Below are 24,062 nucleotides of genomic sequence, written 5' to 3' on the forward strand. Positions count from 1 at the left end.
CGAGGAGTGCCGCCGACCTCCGCCGTGAGGCGGAGACGGGTCAGGGCCAGAGCGCCTCGGCCTCCTCGCGGCGGCCGCTGACGGCCTCGAAACCCGTGAAGTAGCGACTACCTTCGGCCGCGATCGCCCGCAGCCGGCGCTGCTCGGCGGCCGCGAAGGCGATCCAGGCGTCCCGGGCCTCGCGGTGGGAGGTGTTGAAACGCCAGACGTCGATGGCGCGGCAGTCGGCCAGGGCCTGGTCAACCGCCCCCGAGGCCTCGGGCACCTGCCCGGACACCAGGCGCATGAGCCCGGCCTCGACCTCGGCCGGCGCGGTGCCGAACGCAGGCCGCACATAGCTCGCCATCGACGCCAGCCGCCGCTCGGCCCGAGCGACCGACTCGGTCGCACCGGCCGCGCAGGCGTCGATGGCACGGCGCTCGCTCCCGGCCCGCCGTGTGCCCTCGGCCCAGAGGGCCGCTCCGACGACGACGGCCGCCAGGAGGAGGACGCCGAGGATCCGCAGGGACCGCCCCGCAGGCGCGTCCGACTCGAGGACCTCGGGCTCGCCGGTCTCGGTGGTCACCCGTCCAGTGTGACCCTCACGCGCGAACCGTCGCCGGATCGGTCTCGACCACGTAGGCGTCGTGGTCGGAGAGGTAGCGCCCCTCCACCGCCGCGACCACGTGGTCCACACGGGTCAGAAGCCACTCCTCCGGCACGGCGACGTGGTCGATGGCCCGCTGATCCGTGTCGCGGTGGGGCGCGGCGGACGTGTGGACGGCGAGTCCGAGCTCGCGCGTCGCGTCGACGACGGCGGCCCGTCCACGCCTCGTCCCCACCCAGTCGCGACCTTCGAGGGACGTGTTCCAGTCCCCGCCCCAGACCTCCGGACGGGACTCGACGATCCGTGCGACGGCATTGGCCGCCCGATGCCCCGTGTCCCCGCCCTTCCACGGCGCATCGCCACCCGACGCCCTCCACGGCAGCACGGTGCTGCAGACCTTCAGGTCGTCGACCAGTGCGGACGCCGATGCACCGTGCGGATCGGGAAGAGGCATCAGCTCAGGAGCGAGGACGGCGGCCCACCACCGGTCCTCGGCCATGTGCTCGGTCGTTGCGTGGCACTGCATGCCGGGCACCGCGACGTCCCCGCGGACTTCGGTCAGCAGCAGGACGTCGCACCTCAGTCCCTGGATGAAGCCGAGGTGTTCGGGCGTCCATCGTCCGGCAAGGTTCCAGGTCCCGATGCGCACGGGCGTCAGTGCACCACGGATCGACCGATCACTCGTGGGAGTCGAACAGGTCGTCGCAGGATCGGTGGGGGAGGACGGTGGTGCCTCGGTGGTCGACGAGACGGGTGAGTCCGTGGGGTGTTCGCCAGACGTAGACGCCTGGCCTGAGTTGTCGTACGCGGTAACCGAGGTGTGTCTTGGCACGGTGGCTGGTGCGGGCGAGGGGCTGGGAGTTGTGGTCGCCGGTCTGCCCCGGCGCTCCGGAGACGTAGGCCTCGACGTGGTCGAGGTCGAGGTGCGAGGAGACCTGGTTGGCGTGGGGGAAGGCGTCGACGGGGGTGCGGAGGCTGACGCGCTCGCGGACCGAGGCGGGGTGCTCGTAGGCGTCGACGGCGACCTGGTCGGCGAGGTCGACGACAGGTCGGACGGTGACGTGGGTGTGGCCGAGCCAGTCCTGGACCTGCCGGGTGAGGACCGGACCGATGTCCTCGACCCGGGCGAGACCGCTCTCGGTGCCGACGGCGTCCTCGCTGAGGTGGACGACCATGACGGCCTGCCGGGTGGGATCCGGCGCCTCGTCCCCGCGGAGCAGGGCCACGAGGTCCTCGGGTCGGGCGAGCCACCCGAGGGCCTCGGAACGCAGGACGTCGCGGCTGGTGCCCTCCGGGAAGCGAGGAGCGAGGAGGTCGGCGACCCGTTCGAGCATGGCGTCGATCCACACGGCGTCACCGGCCTTGACGCGAGCGATGAGGTGGCGCAGGCCGAACTCGTCGGTCTGGGAGAGCGTGACGTAGCGGCGCCGGAGCTGTTCGTCGAGCAGGCGGGCGTGCCGCTCGGGGTCGGCCTCGATGACCTTGGCGCGGACGATGTCGAGGAGCCGGCCGGGCGAGACCTCGGCGAGGTCGTCGGGAAGTGCGGCGTCGACGACCATGACGCGGACCATGTCGAGCGGGCGGGACAGCACGGCGGCCTTGCGGGCGACCCAGGGCTCGAGGTGGAGCTCCTGGACGGCCCGCCACCACCGGGGCAGCCGGTGGCGCAGGTCGAGGGCGTCGGCCACCACTGCTCGGGCCGAGTGGTGGTGGACGCGGCGCGCGATGGCGAGCTCGGCGAGGCAGAGGTCCTGGACCATCGGGGTTCCGTCGCCCCCGACCTCGATCAGCCGGTCCTCCCCGGACCACGAGCGGGGTCCGCGCAGGTCGCTGCGCTGGGGGTCGGCGGCGTGGAGGTCGGCCCAACGAGCAGCGAGCGCGAGGTCGCGGGCCTCGGCCGCACGGCGGACCACGACCTGGTCCTCGACCGCGGCGAGGGTGGCCGCGGCGTCGAGGTCCTCGGTGAGCATGTCGAACATGTGTTCGATTCTAGGACGACCCACTGACACTCGCAGCGGCTCGCCGAGCGTCTGCGACGCATGGGGGCGACGTCGGTGAGCGGGCCTTGGGGCCCGTGTCGATGAACCGTTGGACCCTGCCGCCGACGTGCTCCGGGTGTCAGTCGCGCACCGTGCGCACCAGGTGCGCGTCCGCATGAAGTTCGAGGACCTGCGCCGCGTCGACCCCGAGGCCTACGCCGCCTGGTTCGCCCACCGCGGCTACCTGGCGACCGCCTTCGTCATCGTTCGTCGGCACCGTTGGGAGGGGAGGAGCGTGCTCACGGACACGGGGGACGACGTCCTCCCGTGCGAGGACCTGCGCCACCGCGTGAGCTACGCGGAGGACCGCGTGGTGTTGTCGGTGCCACGCGCGTGCCTCGGTCGCCCGCCATGGGTGCGCGTGGGCATGCGGAACTTCATGTCGAGCCTCACGTCCGTGGACCTCGAGGAGGTCTGTGACACCCCGTTCGCCGACACGGCGTTCTCCCGCAGGCGCACGCCACGCCTGCACCATCCGTCGCCGTCGTGACGCCGAGACGTCACGAGCTCACCGCCACGGATCGGTGAGCTCGCGCAGGTCGCGCAACGTCTCGAACATCGCTGACAGCCGGTCCTCACCGACGTGGTCGGCCCACTCGTCGAGGATCCGGACCAGCTCCGCGCCGGCGGCCTCGATGGCCGGCCGTGCGTGGTCGGTGAGCCTCACCAGCCGGGCTCGGCGGTCGGTCGGGTCGGGCAGGCGCTCGACGTAGCCCGCGGCCTCGAGCTGGTCCACGAGGTAGGCCGCCGTCTGCTTGGTCACCCGCGCCTGCTCGGCGAGGTCGGAGACCCGGGTCCCGTCGGGTCCGATCCGCGAGGCGACGCGCGCCTGGGCCACGGTGATGTCGGTGATCCCCGCGGCCACGACCGCGTCGTAGGCACGCTGCTCCATCGACCGGTTGGCGACGAAGAGGAGGACGCCGAGCTCCTGCTGTTGACGGGGAGTGGGCACGGCGTCATATTAGACAGATAATCTGTCTAGTTCGACCGGGGCGCGCCATGGACACCGACACCGTCTGGAAGTACATCGACCTCGAACGCGCCTTCATGGCCGACCTGCTCGAGTCCCTCACCGACGAGCAGTGGCGTATGCCGAGCCTCTGCGACGCCTGGACGGTGCGAGACGTGGGCGCCCACATCGCTTTCGCCCAGTCGTCGGTGACGGAGATCCTGGGCCCGGCGCTGCGGGCCGGGTTCCGCTACAACGTGTTCGTGCGCGACTCGGCGATCAGGAGCCCGCTGACCCACGACGAGATCGTCGCGAAGATCCGGAGCTTCCTCGGATCTCGGCGCAGGGTCGCCTTCATCACCGACCTCGAGCCACTCATCGACATCCTCGTGCACAACCAGGACATCGCGCGGCCGCTCGGCGTCGACCACCCGATGCCGCCGGAGGCCGCCGCCGCAGCGGCCGACCGGGTGCTCACCACCCCCGTCGGGCTCAAGCGGTGGCGCAACCCGAGGGGGGTGCGCCTCGTCGCGACCGACACCGACTGGTCGTGGGGTGACGGCACCGAGGTGCCCGACTCGATGGAGGGCCACCTGATGCGGCTCACCGGCCGGGCTGCGTGAGCCGTGCCCGTCCTCCCGCCCCCGCTGCTGGCCCTCGCCGCCGGCGTCGGCCAGCGCGTCCTCACCGGCCCGACGGCCAGACCCGGTCCGGTCCGCGTCGTGACATCGGCCGCGTTGGTCGCGGTGTCCGCGGCGCTCGCGAGCTCCGCATCCCACCGGTTCCGCGTGAGCGGGACGACCGTCGAGCCCTTCCGGCCCGAGCAGGCGTCCGCCCTGGTGACGGACGGCGCGAACGGGATCACCCGGAACCCCATGTACGTCGGGATGGCCGGGATGCTCGTCGCGCACGCCGTCTGGCGCGGGTCGCCGGTGGCGCTCCTGCCGGCCGCGGCCTTCGTCGCGTTCATCGACCGGGTGCAGATCAGCGCCGAGGAACGGGCGCTCGCGCAGAAGTTCGGGGACGCCTACGAGGACTACCTCGCGAGCGTGCCGCGCTGGATCGACGCTCGCAGCGTCGGCCGGTGACGAGGACGGGGCTGACACCGCGCACACTGGTCGGGTGGGGTCCGCCGACGAGGGGAAGCGACTGAGGGCACGCGCGACGGCTGCCCGTGAACGCCTGCAGGACCGCCTGCGACGTCGCCGCTCACGCGGGTCCCAGTGGGTGCGGAGCCTCGTCGAGCGGCTGCCGGGCCCGGTCCGCGCCGGCGTGGAGCTGGCCGAGCGCGCCACCCGGGACGCCGTGGCCGACCGCGTGCCCGGCCTCGCCGCGGAGGCCACCCTGTTCGTCCTCATCTCGCTCCCGGCGCTGCTCCTGGTGGTCCTGGGTTCGCTGGGCTTCGTCGCCGCGAGACTCGGGCCCGCGGGCCAGGAGGAGCTCGATCGGCTCGTCTACGACGTCCCCCGGACCTTCCTGTCGTCGACCACCTACGAGAGCTACGCGGACATCGTCGCGCAGGTGCTGGACGCCGGCAGGGTCGACGTCATCGGCATCGGCGCCGTCCTCGCGCTCTGGACCGGCTCGCGCGCGACCAGTCGCGTGCTCGAGACGCTGGTGATCGTCTACGACATCGAATCTCCACGGCCCGGCTGGCGGCGCCGCCTGCTCGCCCTGGGACTCACCGCCGGTGCGCTTCTGGCGGCGGTCGCGCTCCTGCCGCTGCTGGTCCTCGGACCCCGCCTCGTGGAGTACGTCGCGCCGGACACCATCGCCACCGCGACCCTGACGGCCTTCGGCTGGGCCTACTGGCCCGCCCTCGGGGCGCTGGTGCTCGCGGGTCTCACCACGCTCTTCCACGTCGGCGTCCCCTGGCACACGCCGTGGCGTCGCGACCTGCCCGGCGCCGTGCTGGCGATGGTGGTCTGGCTGGTGGCCGCCGCCGCACTCCGCGTCTACCTCGCGCTCAGCGTCCTGGGCGGCGACGAGGCCGTCTACGGCCAGCTCGGCACCCCGATCGCCGTGGTGCTCTGGCTCTACGTGTCATCGATCGCGGTGCTGCTCGGTGCGGAGCTCAACGCGGAGATCGAGAAGCGCTGGCCGACCATCGAGCGCGCCGAGCAGCAGGCCGCCGTGGACCAGCACACAGGCTGACCGTCAGCCGATGACGCAGAGCTCGTTGCCGCCGGGATCTGCCAGCCCCACGGCACCCGCGCACCCGACGTCGGTGCGGGTCGCCCCGAGAGCGAGCAGCCGGGCGACCTCGCCGTCGGGCGTGGAGTCGACGACGGCGAGGTCGAGGTGGAGCCGGTTCTTCCCGAGCTTGGGTGCGACCGGGTCTCCGCCCCAGGTGATCTTCGGCCCGCCCCACGGTGCCTGGACGGCGGTCTCGCCGTCCTGGTCCCACACCAGCGGCCACCCCAGCGCATCACGCCAGAAGTAGCCGATCTCGGCGAGCCCGTCCCCCGCGAGCGAGCTGTAGAACGGGCAGCCGGCCAGGAAGTTGCTCCCCGGCTCCAGCACGTCGACCTCGTTGCCCTCGGGGTCGGCGAGCACGACGTTCTCGGCCTCGGGCCCCTGTCCGATGTCGAGGTGCCGCGCTCCGTGGGCGAGCGCGCGCTCGACGGTCTCGCGCTGCTCCTCGAGCGAGTCCGGGAGCAGGTCGGGGTGCATCTGGTTGGGCCCCCACTTCTCGTACGGCGCGTGCGCGAAGCGCAGCCCGAACCCCACGTCCGGCGGCCCCGCGAGTGCCGGAGCACCGCGGGCGGTCGTCACGTCCCAGCCCAGCAGCGCGCCGTAGAACGCCGCCATCCTCTCGGGGTCGGTGGTGTCGATGGTCAGGGTGCTGACGGTGAGGGGGATGTGGGTCACTCCTGGGTGCTGAAGGCGGCGTCGAACGCAGCGGAGGGGGCGTCGAAGGCGAGGCGCCGGACGAAGTCGAGGGCCTCCGGGGCTCCGACGAGTCGGTCCATGCCGGCATCCTCCCACTCCACCGAGATCGGCCCCGTGTAGTCGATCGAGTTCAACATCCGGAAGCACCGCTCCCACGGCACGTCGCCGTGGCCGGTCGAGACGAAGTCCCAGCCCCGTCGGGGGTCGGCCCACGCGAGGTGGGAGCCCATCCGTCCGTTGCGGCCGTTGCCGACGAGCTTCTTGGCGTCCTTGCAGTCCACGTGGTAGATCCGGTCGCGGAAGTCCCACAGGAAGCCCACCGGGTCCAGGTCCTGCCACACGAAGTGCGAGGGATCCCAGTTCAACCCGAAGGCCTCCCGGTGCCCGATCGCCTCCATCGTGCGCACGGTGGTCCAGTAGTCGTAGGCGATCTCCGAGGGGTGGACCTCGTGGGCGAAACGGACTCCCTCTCCGTCGAAGACGTCCAGGATCGGGTTCCAGCGCGCCGCGAAGTCCTCGTAGCCCGCGTCGACGAGGTCCTGGCCCGCCGGCGGGAACATGGCGACGTACTTCCAGATCGAGGAGCCCGTGAAGCCCACCACCACGTCGACCCCGAGCAGACGGGCGGCGCGCGCGGTCATCTTCATCTCCTCTGCCGCGCGCTGGCGGACACCCTCGGCATCGCCGTCGCCCCAGATCCGGTCGGGAAGGATGCCTCGGTGGCGCTCGTCGATGGGGTCGTCGCACACCGCCTGGCCCTTGAGGTGGTTGCTGATCGCGAACACCTGCAGGCCGTGCTTCTTCAGCACCTCCTGCTTGGCGGGGACGTAGGCGTCGTCCTCGACCGCTGCCCAGGGGTCGAAGTGGTCCCCCCAGCAGGCGATCTCCACGCCGTCGTACCCCCAGCCGGACGCCAGGCGGCACACCTCCTCGAAGGGGAGGTCGGCCCACTGGCCGGTGAACAGAGTGATCGGACGGGTCATCGTCGTTCCTCTCGGGTCGGGCGGGTGGGAATGGCTCTCACGGAGTGACGTCCTGCCACGTGGCACTGTCCGAGCTGGTCTCGACGGCGGCGAGGACCCGCTGCACCTGGAGTCCGTCGGCGAACGACGGCGACGGGTCGCCGCCGGCCGCGAGGTCGTTCACCAGGTCGACCACCTGGTGGGTGAAGCTGTGCTCGTAGCCGATCAGGTGGCCCGGGGGCCACCAGGCCGCCATGTAGGGGTGCTCGGCCTCGGTGGCGAGGATCCGCCGGAACCCCCCGGTGGCGGCGTCGTCGTCGCCGTCGTGGAAGTGCAGGACGTTCATGTCCTCGAAGTCGAACGCCAGGCTGCCCCTGGAGCCGTTGACCTCGATACGGATCGCGTTCTTGCGGCCGAGGGCGAACCGGGTGGCCTCGAACACGCCCAGCGCCCCGCCACGGAAGCGGGCGATGAACGCAGCCGCGTCGTCGACGGTGACCGGGCCCCGGCGTGCCGTGTCGGCAGCACCGGAGAGGCCGGTGTGGTGGTCGGCGGGGAGCGGCCGCTCCGTCACGAAGGTCTCCAGCCTGCCGGACACCGAGGCGATGGCATCGCCGGTGATGAACTGTGCGAGATCGACGATGTGGGCCCCGATGTCGCCCAGGGCGCCCGAGCCTGCCTTGTCCTTGTCCAGCCGCCAGGAGAGTGGAGCCTCCGGGTCGACGATCCAGTCCTGCAGGTACTGCGCCCGCACGTGGTGGATCCGTCCGAGACGCCCGTCGGCGACCAGGCGGCGGGCCAGGGCGATCGCGGGCACGCGACGGTACGTGAACCCCACCATCGCCCGGACACCCGCCGGCCGCGCCCGTTCGGCAGCCGCGACCATCGCCTCGGCCTCCTCGACCGAGTTGGCCAGGGGCTTCTCGCACAGGACGTGCTTGCCGGCCGCCAGGGCCGCGATCGCGATCTCGGCGTGCGTGTCACCCGGGGTGCAGATGTCGACGAGGTCGACGTCGTCGCGGTCGATCAGGGAGCGCCACGACGTCTCGGTGGACTCCCACCCCAACCGTGCGGCCGCAGCGGCGACGAGGTCCGGGTTCCGACCGGCCACGGCCCTCATCCGCAGCCGCAGCGGCAGGTCGAAGAACCGGGGAGCGTTGCGCCACGCCTGGGAGTGGGCCGCCCCCATGAACGCGTAGCCCACCATGCCCACGGAGAGGGTCTCCCGCGCGGCGTCGGCCGGAAGGTCCGGGTGGTCGGTCATGACATCTCCCTCGTCCGGGGCACTGCGAGCCCGGTGTCGGCGTCGAAGAGGTGCGCACGGTCGAGGTCCACGGTGACCTGGAGCTTCTCCCCGAGGGTGCCACCGATCGTCGCGCGGGCCTTGACCTTGAGCATCTCGCTGCCCACCTTGACGTCGACGAGCGTGCGGTCGCCCAGGGGCTCGAGGCCGTAGATCTCGCCGGGCAGCTGCGCGGCGCCCCGCTGCTCCAGCGACAGGTCCTCGGCACGGAGGCCGAGCAGCAGCGGCCGGCCGTCCTCGGCCGTCGACCAGCGGGGACGAGGCAGCGACCAGCCCTCCGACCCGACCAGGCGGTCGCCGCTGGCCTTGCAGGAGAGCAGGCTGATCCGGGGGCTGCCGACGAAGCCGGCGACCCACTGGTTGGCGGGCCGCTGGTAGACCTCGCTCGGGGTTCCGACCTGCTGGACCTGTCCGTCACGCAGCACGGCGATCTGGTCGGCCATCGACAGCGCCTCGACCTGGTCGTTCGTGACGTAGACGAACGTGCCGCCCAGGCTGCGGTGGATCCGCGTGAGCTCGGTCCGCATCTCGACGCGCAGCTTGAGGTCGAGGTTCGTCAACGGCTCGTCCATCAGGAAGGCTCGCGGCCGCCGGACCAAGGCCCTGGCCAGGGCGACCCGCTGCATCTCGCCGCCCGACATCTGTGCCGGCCGACGCTTCAGGAGCCGCTCGATGTGCAGGAGACCGGCCACCCGCTCGACGGCCGTGGCGATCTCGTCGGACGGCATCCGCCGTGCACGCAGCGGCGAGGCGATGTTCTCGTACGCCGTCCGGCGCGGGTAGAGGGCGTAGCTCTGGAAGACCATCGCCAGGTCCCGCGCTGCCGGGGTGTCGTGGGTGGCGTCCCGGCCGTCGAGGTGGACCGTCCCGGCGTCGAGTCGTTCCAGGCCGGCGATCGCCCGCAGCGTCGTGGTCTTGCCGGCCCCCGAGGGCCCCAGCACGACGAAGAAGGATCCGTCCGGGATCTCGAGGGTGACACCGTCCAGCGCCTGGACGTCGCCGAAGGCCTTGCGCAGCCCGGACGTCGACACGGTGCCCATCAGGCCACCAGCCCTTCGCTGTCGACGTCGTAGACGGGAGGAGGCCCACCGACGTGGCGCAGACCGACCGGCGCCTCGGCGGCGAAGTGGGTGGTGGGAGGCATCCGGACCCGGACGTCCTGATCACCACCGTGGTCGACGACGTAGATGATCTCGTCGCCCAGGGTCTCGGCCGACACCACCCGTCCGGGGATGGTCCCGGCCTCCTGCGGCGGGGTGACCTCCAGCGCCTCGGGCCGGACGCCGGCGACCAGCGTGCGGTCGCGTGGCAGTCCCGGGGGGACGGTGAGGGCGAGCCCGCCCGGGCCACGCAGCTCGCCCTCGGCGACGTCGACCGGGATCAGGTTCATCGGCGGCGACCCGATGAAGGCGGCGCAGAAGAGGCTGGCGGGACGGTTGTAGACCTCCAGCGGGGTGCCGACCTGCTCCACCCTGCCCTTGTTGAGGATCGCGATCCGGTGGCCCAGGGACATCGCCTCGACCTGGTCGTGGGTGACGTAGACCATCGTCGTCCCGAGCTCCGCCTGCAGGTGCTTGATCTCCGTGCGCACGTCGGCCCGCAGCTCGGCGTCGAGGTTGGTCAGCGGCTCGTCCATGAGGAACGCGCGGGGACGGCGGACGAGCGCCCGCGCGAGCGCGACCCGCTGCTGCTCTCCACCCGAGAGCCGCTGGGGGCGGCGGTCGAGGAGGTGGCCGAGCTGCATCTTCTCGGCGGCGGCCTCGACCCGCTGGCGTACCTCCGGCTCGGGCAGACCCTCGGCCCGCAGCGGGAAGGCGAGGTTGTCGCGGGTCTTCAGGTGGGGGTAGAGGGCGTAGAACTGGAACACCATGGCGATGTCCCGCTCGGCGGGGGGCAGGTCGTTGACCAGCGTGCTGCCGATGTGGATGTCGCCCGACGTCTGCCGTTCGAGGCCGGCCATCGCCCGCAGGGTCGTGGTCTTCCCGCAGCCCGAGGGGCCGAGCATGACGAAGAGCTCGCCGTCACCGATGGACAGGTCGACGCGGTCGACGGCCACCGTGCCGTCCGGGTACTGCTTGTGGAGCGCGGAGACCTCGATGCCGGCCATCAGCGACGCACCGCCCCGAGGGTCACGCCGGCGACCAGGTGCTTGCGGACCAGGTAGGCGAAGACGAGGACGGGGAGCGCGAACACCACCGCGGACGCGGCGACGAGACCCCAGTCGACCGTCGTGCCGCCGATCAGTCCGGCGATGGCGGGTGGCGCCGTCCGGACCTCTTCGCTGGAGGTGAGGAAGATGGCGAACACGAACTCGTTCCAGGAGAAGATCAGCGCGAACACCGCCGTTGCGGCGATGCCCGGCACGAGCAGCGGGAGCGTGACCCGCCAGAACGCCTGCAGCCGGGTGTAGCCGTCGAGCATCGCGGCGTCCTCGTACTCCGAGGGCACCTCGTCGACGAAGCCCTTCATCATCCAGATCGTGAAGGGCACGTTGAACGCGGCGTAGATCAGGATCAGACCGAGCTTGGTGTTGATGAGCCCGAGCTCCCGGTACATGAGGAAGATCGGGATCACGACCACCACCGGCGGCATGAACCGCGTGGAGAGGATGAAGAACAGCTGGTCCTTCTTCGCCTTCAGGCTGAACCGTGAGTAGGCCCAGGCCGCGGGCACGCCCAGGAGGGTCGCCAGCAGCGTCGAGGCGCCGGCGACCTGTACCGAGTTGAACAGCGACGTCGACAGGTCCGAGGCCCCGCCGCCGGGCGCGACGAAGACGTCCTTGTAGTGGTCGAGCGTGACGGTGAACCCGAAGAACTCGGCCGGCACCGCGTAGACGTCGCGGTTCTCCTTGATGGAGGTCTCCAGCATCCACAGCACCGGGAAGAGCATGGCGACCGCGAGCAGTGCCAGGAGCCCGACCTCCACCACCGCACGTCCCCTCCTCCTTCGGGGCGCGGTCGAGGTGTCGCCCGGGGCGGACGCTGCGGGCAGGGCTTCGTCGACGGAGATGGCCATCAACCCTCCTTGAGCTTGTTCAGGTAGCGCAGGTAGAGCTGCGTGAGGACGATGACGACGAGGACCATGAGGATCCCGTACGCCGAGGCGGTGCCGGTGTTGAAGCCGAGGAACGCCACCTTGTAGACGTGGAACGAGAGGGTCTCGGTGGAGACGCCGGGACCGCCGTTGGTGAGGATGTAGACCAGGTCGAACAGCCGGAAGGCCTCGATCCCCCGGAACATCACCGCGATCAGCAGCAGGGGCCACACCAGGGGCAGCGTGATGTGGCGGAACCGGAACCACTCCGACGCCCGGTCGATCGAGGCTGCCTCGTAGAGGTAGTTGGGCACGGCGGTCAGGCCGGCCAGGGCGATCAGCATGATGAACGGCGTCCACTGCCAGGTGTCGACCACGATCAGCGACAGCAGGGCGGTCCGCTGGCCGGTGAGCCACTCGACCTGCGGCAGCCCGAGCGAGGCCAGCATGCTGTTGATGACGCCGAACTGGGCGTCGAGCATGAAGCGCCAGAACAGGCCGACCACGACGGGCGAGAGCATCATCGGGACCAGGAACAGGGTGGTGAGCAACCCGCGACCGCGGGTGCGTCGCGAGATCAGGTAGGCGATGGAGAAGCCGAGCACCGTCTGGAGCGTGACCGCGCCGACGACGTACATCAACGTCGTCAGGGCACGTTCGTGGACCTGCGCGGAGGTGAGGACCGCGACGTAGTTCTCGAAGCCGACGAAGTTCGCCGGCACGTCCCGGGTGGCCGAGTAGTCGGTGAACGACAGGTAGAGCGCCCAGAGCAGCGGGAAGATGGACATGCCGAGCAGCAGCAGCATGGCCGGCGAGATGAAGAGCGCAGCCAGCCCGCGGTCGCTGAGGCGGCGTGATCTCCCCGGTGCAGGAGGCGTCGAGGACGCCTCCTGCACCGGGTGGTCGGTGATCGACATCGTTGTCAGCTCACAGCCCGCCGCCGGAGCCGGAGTCCAGCACTTCCTGCTGCTCGGCAGCGATGTCGTCGAGCGCCTGCTTCGGGTCCTTGGCCCCGTTGAGGGCCGCGTTGACGTTGGTGTTCTCGATGTCGATCAGCTGGGCGTAGACCGGCACGTTCCACATGTCACGCATCCGCGAGACGGAGTCCGCGTAGACCTGGTTGAAGGGAGCAGCGTCGAGGAACTCCGGCGACTCGAGCGCGTCGGTGCGTGCCGGGACGCCGCCCGCCGCTGCCCACTTCTTCTGGACGTCGGCCTGCTCGAACCAGCGCATGAAGTTGAGCGCCTCCGCCTGGTTCTCGTCGGCGGCGTAGGCCGAGATGTGCATGCCCATTCCGCCCAGCGGAACGAGGTCGGTCTCCTGCGACGGGAGGGTCGCGAAGCCGAGCTTGTCCAGGATCTCGTCGCGGGTCTCACCGAGCGTCGACTGCTCGGGATCGAGCAGACCGCCGCTGGCCGCGATCCACTGGAACGCGATGCAGGCCTTGCCCTGGCCGACCGCGGCGTTCACCTCGTCGATGAACCAGTTCCCGGAGCCGGGGGCCGTCAGGGGCTTCATCTCGTTGACCAGCACGTCCATCGCCTTCTGGCCGGCATCGTCGTTGATGATGCCCTCGATCTGGCGGTCGCCGGCGTTCCACAGGTTGCCGCCGTAGACGCCGTTGACCGTGTTGTAGGTGACGGCCGCGGCGTCGGAGCCGTTGGACTGGTGGAACGCGAGACCGCTGACGCCGGGGTTCTCCTCCTGGCACTGCGCGGCGGCGTCGATCATCTCGTCCCAGGTCTGCGGCGGCTCGTCACCGATGAGGTCCTTGCGGTAGATCATGGTCCAGGTGTCACCGAGGAGCGGGAGCCCGTAGAGGCTGGCGTCCTCGTCCCGCTGGCCGGTCTCGGCCTGCGGGTACTGGCCGTACGCGGCCAGGAGGTAGGGGTCGTAGGCGTCGACCTCGATGTTCTCGTCGACGAAGTCGGTCAGGTCGAGGATGTTGCCGTTGGTGACCGCCTCGCCGATGTGCTGGGAGTCCAGGATCGCGATGTCGAAGTCGGTCTGGCGCGCCGCGAACTGGGTGAACATCGCGTCGTGCCAGTTGGCGTTGGGCACGGTGTTGACCTCGATGGTCACGTTGGGCCGCTCCTTCGCGTACTCCGAGTTGGCGAAGTCCTCCAGCGCCTGTGCGGGAGGCCACTCGAACCAGATGAAGCTGAGCGTGATCGGCTCGTCGGTCAGCTCCGGGATCGTGCCGGGTGCCTTGGGTCCGGTGGCCTCGGGGTCGTCGCTCTCGCTCCCGCCGCCTCCGCCGCCGCAGGCAGCCAGGGCGGTGGCCATCACCATGGCAGCCGCTGCCAGTCCCGCCCGCCTGCGGGGAAGAGACCGTCGTCCCACTCGCTTTGCGTACCGCATCTGTCTCCTGCTTCCTTGTGTGTCGTGCTGCGGGCCGGGGCCCGTGGTGGTTGTGGTGTTGTTGCTTCTGGGTGATCGGGTGACGTCACCAGGACGTCGCGACGTACTGCGTCTCCATGAACTCGAGCAGCCCTTCGGTGCTCCCCTCACGTCCGAGGCCGCTCTGCTTGGTCCCGCCGAACGGTGCGGCCGGGTCGGACACGAGCCCTCGGTTGAGGCCGACCATCCCGCTCTCGATGCGTTCCGCCAGGTGGAGGCCGCGAGCGAGGTCGGCGGTGTAGAGGTAGCTCACGAGGCCGAAGGCGGTGTCGTTGACCGCGGTCAGCACCTCGTCCTCCTGCTCGAAGCGCACGACGGGTGCCACCGGCCCGAAGATCTCCTCGTGCAGGACACGCGCGTCCGCAGGCACGTCGACGAGCACGGTGGGCGGGTAGAACGACCCCGGACCGTCGCCCGGGCGACCGCCCAGCACCGCTCGAGCGCCCCGGCCGACTGCGTCGCGCACGAGCTCGTCGACCTTGCGCACTGCCGCCTCGTCGACGAGCGGGCCGCACTCGGTGCGCTCGTCGCTGCCGGGACCCACTTGAACCGCGGCCATCCGTTCCACGAGGCCCGCGACGAAGGCGTCGTGGACCGGCGCCTGGACGTAGAAGCGGTTGGCCGCCGTGCAGGCCTGTCCGCCGTTGCGCATCTTGGCGACCATCGCGCCCGAGAGGGCGTCCTCGAGGTCGGCGTCGGCCAGGACGACGAAGGGCGCGTTGCCGCCGAGCTCCATGGCGCACTTGAGGACGTTGTCGGCCGCCGTGCGCAGCAGCAGGCGTCCGACCTCGGTCGAGCCGGTGAAGGACAGCATGCGGGTGCGCGGGTCGGTGAGCATCGCGTCCACGACGGGCCCGGGACGGGACGTCGTGACGACGTTGAGCACACCGGGCGGCAGGCCGGCGGCCTCGAGCAGTGCGGCGACCGCGAGCGCCGTCAGCGGTGTCTCGGCCGCGGGCTTGAGCACGACCGTGCAGCCGGCCGCCAGGGCGGGGGCGATCTTGCGGGTCGCCATCGCCGCAGGAAAGTTCCACGGGGTGACGAGCACGCTGACGCCGACCGGCAGGTGGCTCACCAGGAGCCGGTTGGCGCCGGTGGGGGACTGGCCGAGCTGGCCGCGCAGGCGTACGCACTCCTCGGCGTACCAGCGGAAGAACTCGGCGGCGTAGGTGACCTCGGACCGAGCGTCGGCCAGCGACTTGCCGTTCTCGAGCGAGATGAGGAGGGCCAGCTCCTCGCGCCGTGCCTGCATCTCCTCGAAGACCCGCATCAGCAGCTCGGCGCGGCAGCGCGGCGCGGTGGCCGCCCAGCCCGGGGCAGCCGCCGACGCAGCGTCGATCGCCGCCGCGGCGTCCGCGGGGTCGGCGTCGGCGACGGTCGCGAGGACGGCACCGCTCGCCGGATCGTGGACGTCGAGCCGGCGGCGGCCGGTGGCGTCACGCCACGCGCCGCCCACCAGCAGGCCGGAGGGCACGTCCAGGGCGTCGGTCACGACGTCGAGGGCAGTGTCGACGGCGGTCATGAGGAGGCCGCCGGGGCTGCGGGATCGAGCACGGACCGCCGTGACGGTGCTTCCCGGAGGGCCTTCCGGTCACCGGCGTGGGCAGCCCGGACGATGCGTTCGAGGGCGTCGAGGTCGAGCCTCCTCGGGTTGTTCGAGACCAGTCGCTCGGCGCCGAGCGACTGCTCGGCCGTCCAGCGCAGCTGGTCGGCCGGGAGGCCGAGGTCGGCCAGGGTGGCCGGGATCCCGACCGAGGCCAGCAGGTCGGACACCCCGTCGATGGCCCGGTCCGCCAGGTCCTCCTCCGAGCCCCCCGGCTCGAGACCCATGGCCCGACCGACTGCCCCCAGCTCGGTCACGCGCGCCGGACGGTTGAACTCCATGACGTAGGGCAGCAGCGTGCCGACGCCGACCCCGTGGGGGGTGTGGGTCAGCACGCCGACGGGATACTGGATGGCGTGGGCGGCGGCGGTGCCCGCGGTGCCGAGGGCGAAGCCCCCTGCGGTCGCGCCCAGCATCATCGCCTCACGGGCGGCGACGTCCCCGGGTTCGGACCAGGCCCGGTGCAGGCTCGCCGAGATCAGGCGCAGCCCGAGCAGGGCGAAGGTGTCGGTGAGCTCGTTCTTGCCCACGAAGACCCGCTCGCCCGCCAGGTCCGCCGTCCCCGGGCGCCGGACCGCGGTGAAGGCCTCGATCACGTGGGCGAGAGCGTCGGCACCGGCGCTCGCGGTGAGGGCCGGCGGGCACCCGAGCGTGAGCTCCGGGTCACAGATCGCGGTGTGGGGGATGAGGAAGGGGCTGGAGATGCCGACCTTGCTGATGCGCTCGGGGTCGGTCAGCACGGCGACCGGAGTGACTTCCGACCCCGTGCCGGCCGTGGTGGGCAGCGCGATGACCGGGAGCACCGGCCCCGGCACCCGCAGCTCGCCGTAGTAGTCCGAGGCCTGACCGCCGTGGGTGTGCACCACCGCGACGGCCTTGGCCAGGTCGAGGCAGCTGCCGCCCCCCATGCCGATGACGACGTCAGGGTCGCTGGCCGCGGCGAGCTCGGCACACTGTGCGACCTGGTGCACAGGGACGTCGGGCAGCACCTCGGTGAACGAGGTGACGTGGACCCCCGCGGCCTCGATCAGGCCCACCAGCTCGGCGAACTCCGGGGTCTCGCCGAACCGGGCGTCGGTGCACACCAGGGCCCGTGCCCCGAGGCTTGCGGACACCCGGCCCAGGGCGTGGCGCTGCCCGGCCCCGAAGAGGACCTGACGAGGCCCGCGCAGGACGCCGAACGTGCTCATGGAATCTCCCGTGCTCCGGTGGCGGACCCTCGCGACCCAGGGGGTGGGGCGGGGGTTGCTGACCCATTTCATATACGATTTGATTGTGCGAGAGCATGGGGGAGCGGTGCAGCCGCTGTCAACAGGTGGTCAGGACGAGTTCCTGCCTGGCGAGGAAGGGACGTGACGGGAACGTGGACGACGACGCGGTGAGCGAGGGTGACCTCGCGTCCCTGACGAGCACGTCGCAGCGCCGACTGGGCCGAGCGCGCGGCCGGCTCGCGGACGAGGTCTACGACACGTTGCTCGAGCAGCTGATGTCGTTGCGGATCGTGCCCGGCTCGCGCGTCACGATCGACGCACTGGCGCGCGAGCTCGGCGTCTCGCAGACCCCGATCCGCGACGCTCTGAACCGCATGGAGGCCGACGACCTCGTCGTGCGGGTGCCCCACGCCGGATACCGGATCCCGCCACCCATCACCCGGGTCAGGTTCGAGGACATGCTCGAGATCCGGCTGTTGCTGGAGCCCGCAGCAGCGCGTCGAGCGGCAGAACGTGCCTCAGCGGAGGAGGTTTCACGGCTCCGGCGGATGCTGGAGGAGATGGAGGAGCTCGCCGCCGGAGACGGCCACCTCGCCTACGGTGCCTTCGGTCTGCGCGACGCCGCGTTCCACGACCTCGTCGCCAACAGCGCGGGCAACCAGGTGGTGCGGGAGGCCCTGGGTCGACTGCACACCCATGTCCACCTCTTCCGGCTCCTCTACGACCGCGAGGTCACCTATGCGGCGATGGGTGAGCACGACGAGATCCTGTCGGCGATCGCCGCGAGGGACCCCGATGCCGCGGCCTACGCGATGCGCCAGCACATCCTGCTCTCCGGCGACCGGTTCCGGCGGCTCTTCGACGAGGCGGACGGGCGCGTCCAGGACGCGTCGGGTCTTGACGCCGGAGCACCGTCCAGCGATCCTAGGCATCACTGATCGAATCGGATCGGATTTGATCTCTGCGGTCGCTGCGACGAGGCAGCACCCGCGCAGTCACCCGTGAACGCAAGGAGAGTCAGTTGCCCAGAGCACTGGTCCTGACCGGCGACGCCGCCGAAGAGCTCGACACCATGTATCCCTACTACCGCGTGCAGGAGGGCGGCTGGGACGTCGACGTGGCGTCTCGCACGATGCGCGACGTGCAGCTGGTCATCCACGAATTCGACCCCGACTCCGACGCCTACGTGGAGAAGAACGGCCGCAAGCTGCCGGTCGACGTCCCGTGGGCCGAGGTCGACGTCGAGCTCTACGACGCCCTGATCATCCCGGGGGGTCGCGCCCCGGAGTGGATCCGGGTCGACGACGACGTCCGCCGCATCACGGAGCACTTCTTCGCCCGTGACCTGCCGATCGCCCTGGTGTGCCACGGTGCCCAGGTGCCCGCGGTCTACGGGCTGATGAAGGGCCGGAAGACCGCCTGCTTCCCGCCGATCACGGGAGACATGGAGAACGCCGGGGCGACGGTCATCGACGCTCCCGACGTGGTCGACGGCAACCTGGTGTCGTGCCGCGGCTGGCCCGACATGCCGCAGTTCGGTCGGGCGATGATGGACGTCTTCGACAAGTCGGTCGCCTCGACGTGACGGCGGCGGTTCCGGGGTGAGCCCGTCGCACGCCGTCAGCGTCGAGGGCACCCCGGTCGAGGTGCTCGACGTCGGTGTCGGCCCCCCGGTGCTCCTGCTCCACGGCTCCGGACCCGGCACGACCGGGTCCGGAGCCTGGGGGACCACCGCGGAGGCCCTGGCCGGCCGGTGGCGCCTGGTGGCTCCCGACCAGGCAGGTTTCGGAGGCAGTCCCCTGCCGCCCGGAGCGCGGGGCGGGCTGCGCGTGTGGACCGACCGGGCGGCCGCCCTGATGGAGGCTCTCGGTCTCGGTTCCTACGCGGTCGTCGGCCACTCGATGGGCGGTGCGGTGGCGTTGGCTCTCGCCGCCTCCCGGCCGCAGCAGGTCACGCAGGTCGTCGCCGTCTCGACCATGGGCGCTCCGGGCGCTCCGCTCTCGCCGGCGCTCGACATGCTCTGGGGCACGACCCCGGGCGAGTCCGGTGCGCGTGCCGTGCTCCAGGCACTCGTGCACGACGAGTCCCACGTCACCGACGCTGCCGTCCGGTCGCGAGCCGCCGCGATCGAGGCGGGCGCGCCCGCCTACGCCGCCCTGTTCCCGCCACCACGGCAGAGGTGGGTCGACGACCTGACGCTCCCGCCCGCACTGCTGGCGGCCGTGATTGCTCCGGTGCTGCTGATCCACGGGGCTGACGACGAGGTCACCCCGCTCGCGACGGCGACGTCACCCTTGGTCGAGCACCTCCCGGACGTGCGCGTCCACGTGCTCGACAGGTGCGGTCACGTACCGCAGCTGGAGCATCCCGATGCCTTCCAGGGTCTGCTGGCCGGCTTCCTCGACGACGAACCGAGCTAGCTGGTCCAGGCCCGCCACAGGGCGGCGTACTCGCCGTCCTCCCGGTCCACGAGGTCGTGGTGGCTGCCGAGCTCGGCGATCTCGCCGTCGATGACCACGGCGATCCGGTCGGCGTCGTGGGCCGTGTGGAGCCGGTGGGCGATCGCGACGACCGTGCGACCCTCGAGGAGCGCGTTCATCGACCCCTCCAGCGACCGGGCGGTCCGCGGGTCGATCAGCGAGGTCGCCTCGTCGAGCACCAGCGTGTGGGGGTCAGCGATGATCAGCCGCGCCAGCGCGACCTGCTGGGCCTGCGCAGGCGTCAGCGCGGTCTGGCCCGAGCCGATCCGGGTGTCGAGCCCGTCGGGCAGGCGGCGTACCCACTCGTCGGAGCCGACGGCGCGCAGCGCGCCCCACACCGCGTCGTCGGAGGAGTCCTCGCGGGCGAGGACGATGTTGTCGCGGACGGTGCCGATGAAGACGTGGTGCTCCTGGGTCACCAGCGCGACCTCGGTGCGCAGGACCTCCAGCGGCAGCTCGACCAGCTCGACCCCGCCGACCGTCGCCGACCCGGTGCGCGGCCGGTTGATGCCCGACAGCAGCCGGCCCAGCGTCGACTTGCCCGAGCCGGACGGACCGACGATCGCCAGTCGCTCACCCGTGCGCAGCGTCAGGTCGACGCCGTGGAGCACGTCATGGCCCTCGCGGTAGGCGAACCGCAGGTCCTCGCCGACCAGCTCGACGCCGTCGGGCAGCGCCTCGCCCGGGGTCCGGTCCTGCGGCACCTGGGCGATGCCGAGGAGGCGGGCGGTCGACGTCGCCCCGACCTGGAGCCGGTCGAGCTCGCCGACCAGCCGGTCGAGCGGACCCGACAGCGCCTCGACGTAGAGCATCGCGGTCGTGATCTCGCCGAGGCCGACCCAGCCGTTCCAGTAGCCCCACGCGCCCACGACCAGGGTCACGACCCGAGGGGAGTTGAAGGCCATGTCGATGACGCCGAAGAGCAGGTTGCGCAGCGACATCGTGTAGCGCTCGGCCTGGGCCGAGACCTCGATGTCGTCGTCGCCCTGGCGGACCCGGAGGTCGCTGAGCCGCAGCGCCTCGACGGTGCGGGCGCCCTCGACGGTCTCGGTCAGCGTGGTGTTGATCCGCGAGTAGGTCGAGCCCTCGGTGATGTAGCCCTTGGGTGCCCGGCGCAGGTAGTTGCGCACGGCGAAGTAGCTGCTGCCGATCACCAGCAGCGACGGCACGGCCAGCAGCAGCGAGTTGGCGAGCATCGCCACGACCGACAGCACGACGGTGAGCAGCGAGATGATCGCCATCGGCAGGCCGAACTGGACCGCCCGACTCATCGTGCCGACGTCGCGGGTCACGCGCGTGACGAGGTCGCCGGTGCTCGCGCTCTCGACCTGCCCCAGCGGCAGCCGCAGGATCGTCCGGACGACGTACTCGCGCGCCGAGGCCAGCAGGTCCTGGCCGAACAGGGTGGAGGTCCACTGGGCGAGGAAGGTCATCAGCGCCTGGGCGAGCACGACCACGACGACGAGCAGCGCGAGGTCGGTGAGCCGGCCGCTGTCGGCACGCCCCTCCTCGACCAGTCCGACGAGGTCGCCGAGCAGCCGCGGCACGACGAGGCCGAGTCCGGCCGCCAGCGCGTTGAACAGCACCAGCGCGCCGAACATCCCGCGCCGCTGGAGGACGAGGTCGCGGAAGAACCGGAACACGACGCGGTCACCCGCGACCGGCCAGCCCCGCTCGGGGAAGCGCGAGTCGCGGTAGACCTGCTCGGCGGTGTCGCGGCGCAGGTGGTGGCGCACGCGCCACGCGGAGAGGCGCTCGTTCCACGCGGCGTCCGCGGGCGGACGCAGTCGCGGGTCGACGACGGGCGCGTCGTCGGCGTGGTCGCTCCAGGTGGCGGCGGACGTCGACAGCAGGTCACTCATGCGGTCACCTCCTCGTCCATCGCGCGGGCGACGACCTCGCGGTAGGTCGGGTCGTCGGACAGCAGCTCGTCGTGCCGGCCCTCGGCCACGACCCGCCCGTCGGCCATCAGCACGACCCGGTCGGCGTGGTGGAGCCACAGCGGCGAGACCGTGCACACGACGGTCGTACGCCGCGCGCGCAGCCGCGCGACCCGCTCGGCGATCCGCGCCTCGGTGTGGGCATCGACCGCCGACGTCGGCTCGACCAGGACCAGCACGGGTGCGTCCATGCCGAGGGCCCGCGCCAGCACGACCCGCTGGCGCTGGCCGCCCGACAGGCCACGGCCGCGCTCGTCGAGGATGCCCTGCCAGCCGCCGGGCATCGCGTCGTAGACGTCCTCGGCGTTGGCCGCGAGCAGCGCCTCCTCGGCCTCCGCGCGGCTCAACCGGCGGTGGGGGTCGACGGCGTCCTGCAGGGTGCCGGCGAACAGCTGGCTGGTCGTGTCGCTGACCAGGACGGTGCGGCGTACGTCGCCCAGCGACGCGGCGGCGAGGTCGACGTCGCCGAGCCGGACGCCCCAGGCGCCGCTGGTGCGCTCGGCGTCACGCGCGGCGATCTCGGCCCGGCGCCGGGCGCGCTCGGACCGTGCCCGACGGGCGGCGCGACCCTTGAGGCCCTCCTCGGGCTCCTCGCTGATCGGCTCGGTGTCGGGCGGGAGGTAGCGGCCGAGCCGGTCGGCGAGCCGGGCGCTCTCCTCGGGCACGGCGTTGACCACGACGGTCAGCTCGCCCGGGCGCGCGGTGAAGCCGCTGGCGTCGTCGACCAGGCCGGCGGCCGGGTCGAGGGCGAGCGGAGAGGACGGGTCGCGCCACGGCGGCTCGGGCTCGAAGATCGCGATGGCCTTGCGCGCGCTGACCAGCGACCGGGTGATCTTCTGGGCGAACTCGAAGAACGTCCGGATCGGCCCGATCAGGTAGAGCCCGTAGCCGAGGAAGCTGACGAGCTCGCCGATCGTGAGCCGGCCCTCCTGCACCTCCCGGGTGCCGAGCCAGAGCAGCAGCACGAGGAAGACACCGGAGAACAGCACCCCGAGCGCCTCGATCACGGCCTGCCAGATGCCGGCCGAGACGCCGGCGGCCTTGGAGCTCTGCGACTGGCGGGCGTAGTTGCGGCCGAAGGTCCGTTCGCCGCCGATCCCGCGCAGGATGCGCAGCCCGGCCACGATGTCGGTCGCCATCGAGGTCAGCTCGGAGTTGCGCGAGCGCTCGACCTCCTGGCGGCGGTGGAGCGGCTTGAGGAACGGCAGCGCGACGCCGACCAGGATCGGCGCGGCCGCGAGCACCACGAGGCCCAGCCGGGGCGAGGTGACCAGCACGATCGCGGCGACCGCGAGGAAGGCGACCAGCTGGGAGAGGGCGCGGGCGAGGATCTCGTTCATCGCGCCGAACTCGTCGGAGTCGCTCGAGGCGACGCTGAGGATCTCGCCGGTGGGGGAGCGGCGCGGCAGGACGTGGCCCATCTGGGCGGCCTTGCGGGTCACGAGCATCGTCGTGCCGTAGAGGCTGATCAGCCAGCTCCGGACGATGAGGGTGTGGAGCAGGATGCCGAACACGGCACCGATCACGGTCACGAGCAGCAGCAGCCCGGCGAACTCGCCGACCTTGGCGCCGTCACCCGGCAGGATCGCGACGTCGACGGCGCGGCCGAACAGCCACGGGCCCGCGATCAGCGGCAGCTGCCAGAGCACGCCGAGGACCGTGTTGATCCAGACGATCCCGCGCTGCTCGCGGACGATCCAGCGGAGGAAGCGCACCGGGCTGGTGACGTCGGGGGGTGGCTGGAGGGACCGGTCCCCCTCGGGAGACCAGTACGTCGTCACGGTGGGGGGGAAGTCCCGGAGTCCCCTGGTCTGATCTGTCTGCATCGCGTCGTCCAGCGTAGGTCTCGGCGCCGACGGACCGCGATGGATTTTCGGCGTCGTGCTGAGGGTCACGCGCCGACGCCAGGACCTCGAGCGCCCTTCACCTCAAGCGGGCGCGTTGAGGAACCACCGGTGGCCGAAGGGATCGACGAAGACCGCGACGCGGCCCACCTCGCCGGCGTCCTCGGGGCCCCGGGTGAGCGGTGTCCCGGTCGCGACCACGGCGGTGGCCACCTCGTCGACGTCGGCCACCGCGAGGTGGAGCGTCGCGCAGGCGCCGCGATCGGGGGCCGGCGGCGCGACCCCGGCCTCCTCGAACTCGTCGGACATCATCCAGCGGGCGTCCCCGACCGCGAGCTCGCAGTGGCCGACGCGTCCGTCGTCCATCACGATCGGCTCCACGACGACGCGCGCCCTCAGCGCCTCGGCGTACCACTCGATCGCGGCGCGGCTGTCGCGGACGCAGAGGTAGGGCGTCAGGTGCTGCTCGGTCACGGGTCCCCCTCGGATCGGTTCACTACGATGGCACGGTGACCAGTGTGCTCGACGTGGACGACGCCGGCGAGGTCTACTCGGCGGCCCTCGAGCCACGCCCGCGCACGGTCGCGCGCCGCCTGCTGCTCGGCGCCCTCGACCTGTGGTGCGCCCAGACCGGCGGGCGCATGGAATTGAGCCGGGCCGCCGACGTCGTGGTGCGGCGCCGCCACGACGGGGTCGCGGAGCTCCGGCTCCCGGTGCCGGTGGTCGACGACGCCGCGACCTGGCTCGCGATGGTGCGCGAGGACCTGCAGGTCCTCGATCCCTCGGAGTTCCGCGAGGCCTGGCGCATCGACTGAGGGGT

Annotated in this window: 25 protein-coding genes; 8 read left to right on the top strand and 17 right to left on the bottom strand. The window is 71.7% G+C overall.

The features are described from left to right. Window positions 1-40: 40 nt before the first annotated feature. From ABD091_RS12430 to ABD091_RS12440, 3 genes are read right to left on the bottom strand one after another with little or no spacing between them, the layout of a single operon-like run. Window positions 41-565, bottom strand: a complete 525-nt coding sequence (locus tag ABD091_RS12430; protein ID WP_343918839.1) for a hypothetical protein — start codon at window positions 563-565, stop codon at window positions 41-43. Window positions 566-581: 16 nt separating this feature from the next. Beyond that, entirely contained in the window at window positions 582-1,235 is a 654-nt protein-coding gene (locus ABD091_RS12435) for a hypothetical protein (protein ID WP_343918841.1), read from the bottom strand. A 28-nt stretch (window positions 1,236-1,263) separates the two neighbouring features. Then, entirely contained in the window at window positions 1,264-2,565 is a 1,302-nt protein-coding gene (locus ABD091_RS12440) for a 13E12 repeat family protein (RefSeq protein ID WP_343918843.1), read from the bottom strand. A 175-nt stretch (window positions 2,566-2,740) separates the two neighbouring features. Here ABD091_RS12440 and ABD091_RS12445 point away from each other — a divergent pair, with 175 nt between their 5' ends. After that, the gene (locus tag ABD091_RS12445) at window positions 2,741-3,115 is read left to right on the top strand and encodes a hypothetical protein (RefSeq protein ID WP_343918845.1); all 375 of its coding nucleotides are present in this window, start codon (window positions 2,741-2,743) and stop codon (window positions 3,113-3,115) included. 18 nt (window positions 3,116-3,133) lie between these two features. On the opposite strand, the gene ABD091_RS12450 is transcribed toward ABD091_RS12445, so the two are convergent. Further along, a complete protein-coding gene (locus tag ABD091_RS12450; protein WP_343918847.1) occupies window positions 3,134-3,577 on the bottom strand; it encodes a MarR family winged helix-turn-helix transcriptional regulator in 444 nt (147 codons plus the stop codon). Window positions 3,578-3,624: 47 nt separating this feature from the next. Between ABD091_RS12450 and ABD091_RS12455 the strand changes: the two genes are divergently transcribed. The 3 genes from ABD091_RS12455 to ABD091_RS12465 all read left to right on the top strand — a co-directional run bounded on the left by ABD091_RS12455 (window position 3,625) and on the right by ABD091_RS12465 (window position 5,728). Beyond that, window positions 3,625-4,197, top strand: a complete 573-nt coding sequence (locus ABD091_RS12455) for a maleylpyruvate isomerase family mycothiol-dependent enzyme (protein ID WP_343918849.1) — start codon at window positions 3,625-3,627, stop codon at window positions 4,195-4,197. A 3-nt stretch (window positions 4,198-4,200) separates the two neighbouring features. Beyond that, the gene (locus ABD091_RS12460) at window positions 4,201-4,662 is read left to right on the top strand and encodes a methyltransferase family protein (RefSeq protein ID WP_343918851.1); all 462 of its coding nucleotides are present in this window, start codon (window positions 4,201-4,203) and stop codon (window positions 4,660-4,662) included. A 139-nt stretch (window positions 4,663-4,801) separates the two neighbouring features. Further along, on the top strand, window positions 4,802-5,728 hold the full coding sequence (locus ABD091_RS12465; protein ID WP_343918853.1) for a YihY/virulence factor BrkB family protein: 927 nt from the start codon (window positions 4,802-4,804) through the stop codon (window positions 5,726-5,728). Between the two features lie 3 nt (window positions 5,729-5,731). On the opposite strand, the gene ABD091_RS12470 is transcribed toward ABD091_RS12465, so the two are convergent. The 10 genes from ABD091_RS12470 to ABD091_RS12515 all read right to left on the bottom strand — a co-directional run bounded on the left by ABD091_RS12470 (window position 5,732) and on the right by ABD091_RS12515 (window position 16,957). Continuing rightward, complete coding sequence (locus ABD091_RS12470; RefSeq protein WP_343918855.1) at window positions 5,732-6,445, bottom strand: VOC family protein; 714 nt, start codon at window positions 6,443-6,445, stop codon at window positions 5,732-5,734. Beyond that, window positions 6,442-7,449, bottom strand: a complete 1,008-nt coding sequence (locus ABD091_RS12475) for a sugar phosphate isomerase/epimerase family protein (RefSeq protein WP_343918857.1) — start codon at window positions 7,447-7,449, stop codon at window positions 6,442-6,444. Before ABD091_RS12475 ends, ABD091_RS12470 begins: the two co-directional genes overlap by 4 nt. A 37-nt stretch (window positions 7,450-7,486) precedes the next feature. Further along, window positions 7,487-8,692, bottom strand: a complete 1,206-nt coding sequence (locus ABD091_RS12480) for a Gfo/Idh/MocA family protein (protein ID WP_343918859.1) — start codon at window positions 8,690-8,692, stop codon at window positions 7,487-7,489. Then, window positions 8,689-9,771 carry an ABC transporter ATP-binding protein gene (locus tag ABD091_RS12485; protein WP_343918861.1) on the bottom strand — a complete coding sequence of 361 codons (1,083 nt, stop codon included), beginning with the start codon at window positions 9,769-9,771 and terminating at the stop codon, window positions 8,689-8,691. The genes ABD091_RS12480 and ABD091_RS12485 overlap by 4 nt, the downstream gene beginning before the upstream one ends. Further along, a complete protein-coding gene (locus tag ABD091_RS12490) occupies window positions 9,771-10,838 on the bottom strand; it encodes an ABC transporter ATP-binding protein (RefSeq protein WP_343918863.1) in 1,068 nt (355 codons plus the stop codon). Before ABD091_RS12490 ends, ABD091_RS12485 begins: the two co-directional genes overlap by 1 nt. Next, entirely contained in the window at window positions 10,838-11,746 is a 909-nt protein-coding gene (locus tag ABD091_RS12495) for a carbohydrate ABC transporter permease (RefSeq protein ID WP_343918865.1), read from the bottom strand. The genes ABD091_RS12490 and ABD091_RS12495 overlap by 1 nt, the downstream gene beginning before the upstream one ends. Beyond that, a complete protein-coding gene (locus tag ABD091_RS12500) occupies window positions 11,746-12,681 on the bottom strand; it encodes a carbohydrate ABC transporter permease (RefSeq protein WP_343918867.1) in 936 nt (311 codons plus the stop codon). The genes ABD091_RS12495 and ABD091_RS12500 overlap by 1 nt, the downstream gene beginning before the upstream one ends. Window positions 12,682-12,691: 10 nt before the next feature. Then, window positions 12,692-14,056 carry an extracellular solute-binding protein gene (locus tag ABD091_RS12505; RefSeq protein ID WP_343918869.1) on the bottom strand — a complete coding sequence of 455 codons (1,365 nt, stop codon included), beginning with the start codon at window positions 14,054-14,056 and terminating at the stop codon, window positions 12,692-12,694. Window positions 14,057-14,210: 154 nt separating this feature from the next. After that, window positions 14,211-15,686: an NAD-dependent succinate-semialdehyde dehydrogenase gene (locus tag ABD091_RS12510; protein WP_343918872.1), complete on the bottom strand. Its 1,476-nt coding sequence runs from the start codon at window positions 15,684-15,686 to the stop codon at window positions 14,211-14,213. Continuing rightward, complete coding sequence (locus tag ABD091_RS12515) at window positions 15,683-16,957, bottom strand: iron-containing alcohol dehydrogenase (protein WP_343918874.1); 1,275 nt, start codon at window positions 16,955-16,957, stop codon at window positions 15,683-15,685. The genes ABD091_RS12510 and ABD091_RS12515 overlap by 4 nt, the downstream gene beginning before the upstream one ends. 173 nt (window positions 16,958-17,130) lie before the next feature. Between ABD091_RS12515 and ABD091_RS12520 the strand changes: the two genes are divergently transcribed. The 3 genes from ABD091_RS12520 (at window position 17,131) to ABD091_RS12530 (ending at window position 19,398) form a co-directional block, all read left to right on the top strand. Beyond that, the gene (locus ABD091_RS12520; protein WP_343918876.1) at window positions 17,131-17,916 is read left to right on the top strand and encodes a GntR family transcriptional regulator; all 786 of its coding nucleotides are present in this window, start codon (window positions 17,131-17,133) and stop codon (window positions 17,914-17,916) included. Window positions 17,917-17,999: 83 nt separating this feature from the next. Further along, window positions 18,000-18,563, top strand: a complete 564-nt coding sequence (locus ABD091_RS12525) for a DJ-1/PfpI family protein (protein ID WP_343918878.1) — start codon at window positions 18,000-18,002, stop codon at window positions 18,561-18,563. 16 nt (window positions 18,564-18,579) lie between these two features. Next, window positions 18,580-19,398: an alpha/beta fold hydrolase gene (locus ABD091_RS12530; protein WP_343918880.1), complete on the top strand. Its 819-nt coding sequence runs from the start codon at window positions 18,580-18,582 to the stop codon at window positions 19,396-19,398. On the opposite strand, the gene ABD091_RS12535 is transcribed toward ABD091_RS12530, so the two are convergent. The 3 genes from ABD091_RS12535 to ABD091_RS12545 all read right to left on the bottom strand — a co-directional run bounded on the left by ABD091_RS12535 (window position 19,395) and on the right by ABD091_RS12545 (window position 23,716). Continuing rightward, window positions 19,395-21,320, bottom strand: coding sequence for an ABC transporter ATP-binding protein (locus ABD091_RS12535; protein ID WP_343918882.1), 1,926 nt, complete (start codon window positions 21,318-21,320; stop codon window positions 19,395-19,397). The genes ABD091_RS12530 and ABD091_RS12535 overlap by 4 nt on opposite strands. Further along, entirely contained in the window at window positions 21,317-23,179 is a 1,863-nt protein-coding gene (locus ABD091_RS12540; protein WP_343918884.1) for an ABC transporter ATP-binding protein, read from the bottom strand. The genes ABD091_RS12535 and ABD091_RS12540 overlap by 4 nt, the downstream gene beginning before the upstream one ends. A 147-nt stretch (window positions 23,180-23,326) precedes the next feature. Beyond that, the gene (locus ABD091_RS12545; RefSeq protein WP_343918886.1) at window positions 23,327-23,716 is read right to left on the bottom strand and encodes a VOC family protein; all 390 of its coding nucleotides are present in this window, start codon (window positions 23,714-23,716) and stop codon (window positions 23,327-23,329) included. A gap of 35 nt (window positions 23,717-23,751) precedes the next feature. Between ABD091_RS12545 and ABD091_RS12550 the strand changes: the two genes are divergently transcribed. After that, on the top strand, window positions 23,752-24,057 hold the full coding sequence (locus ABD091_RS12550) for a WCX domain-containing protein (protein WP_343918888.1): 306 nt from the start codon (window positions 23,752-23,754) through the stop codon (window positions 24,055-24,057). Window positions 24,058-24,062: the final 5 nt, after the last annotated feature.

The sequence above is a fragment of the Nocardioides aestuarii genome (assembly GCF_039527245.1).
Taxonomy (GTDB): domain Bacteria; phylum Actinomycetota; class Actinomycetes; order Propionibacteriales; family Nocardioidaceae; genus Nocardioides; species Nocardioides aestuarii.

Coding starts and splice junctions, on each gene's coding strand:
- ABD091_RS12485 (WP_343918861.1), bottom strand. CDS start 9,771: ATGGGCACCGTGTCGACGTCCGGGCTGCGCAAGGCCTTCGGCGACGTC.
- ABD091_RS12500 (WP_343918867.1), bottom strand. CDS start 12,681: ATGTCGATCACCGACCACCCGGTGCAGGAGGCGTCCTCGACGCCTCCT.
- ABD091_RS12475 (WP_343918857.1), bottom strand. CDS start 7,449: ATGACCCGTCCGATCACTCTGTTCACCGGCCAGTGGGCCGACCTCCCC.
- ABD091_RS12510 (WP_343918872.1), bottom strand. CDS start 15,686: ATGACCGCCGTCGACACTGCCCTCGACGTCGTGACCGACGCCCTGGAC.
- ABD091_RS12445 (WP_343918845.1), top strand. CDS start 2,741: ATGAAGTTCGAGGACCTGCGCCGCGTCGACCCCGAGGCCTACGCCGCC.
- ABD091_RS12455 (WP_343918849.1), top strand. CDS start 3,625: ATGGACACCGACACCGTCTGGAAGTACATCGACCTCGAACGCGCCTTC.
- ABD091_RS12515 (WP_343918874.1), bottom strand. CDS start 16,957: ATGAGCACGTTCGGCGTCCTGCGCGGGCCTCGTCAGGTCCTCTTCGGG.
- ABD091_RS12495 (WP_343918865.1), bottom strand. CDS start 11,746: ATGGCCATCTCCGTCGACGAAGCCCTGCCCGCAGCGTCCGCCCCGGGC.
- ABD091_RS12505 (WP_343918869.1), bottom strand. CDS start 14,056: ATGGTGATGGCCACCGCCCTGGCTGCCTGCGGCGGCGGAGGCGGCGGG.
- ABD091_RS12480 (WP_343918859.1), bottom strand. CDS start 8,692: ATGACCGACCACCCGGACCTTCCGGCCGACGCCGCGCGGGAGACCCTC.
- ABD091_RS12535 (WP_343918882.1), bottom strand. CDS start 21,320: ATGAGTGACCTGCTGTCGACGTCCGCCGCCACCTGGAGCGACCACGCC.
- ABD091_RS12490 (WP_343918863.1), bottom strand. CDS start 10,838: ATGGCCGGCATCGAGGTCTCCGCGCTCCACAAGCAGTACCCGGACGGC.
- ABD091_RS12440 (WP_343918843.1), bottom strand. CDS start 2,565: ATGTTCGACATGCTCACCGAGGACCTCGACGCCGCGGCCACCCTCGCC.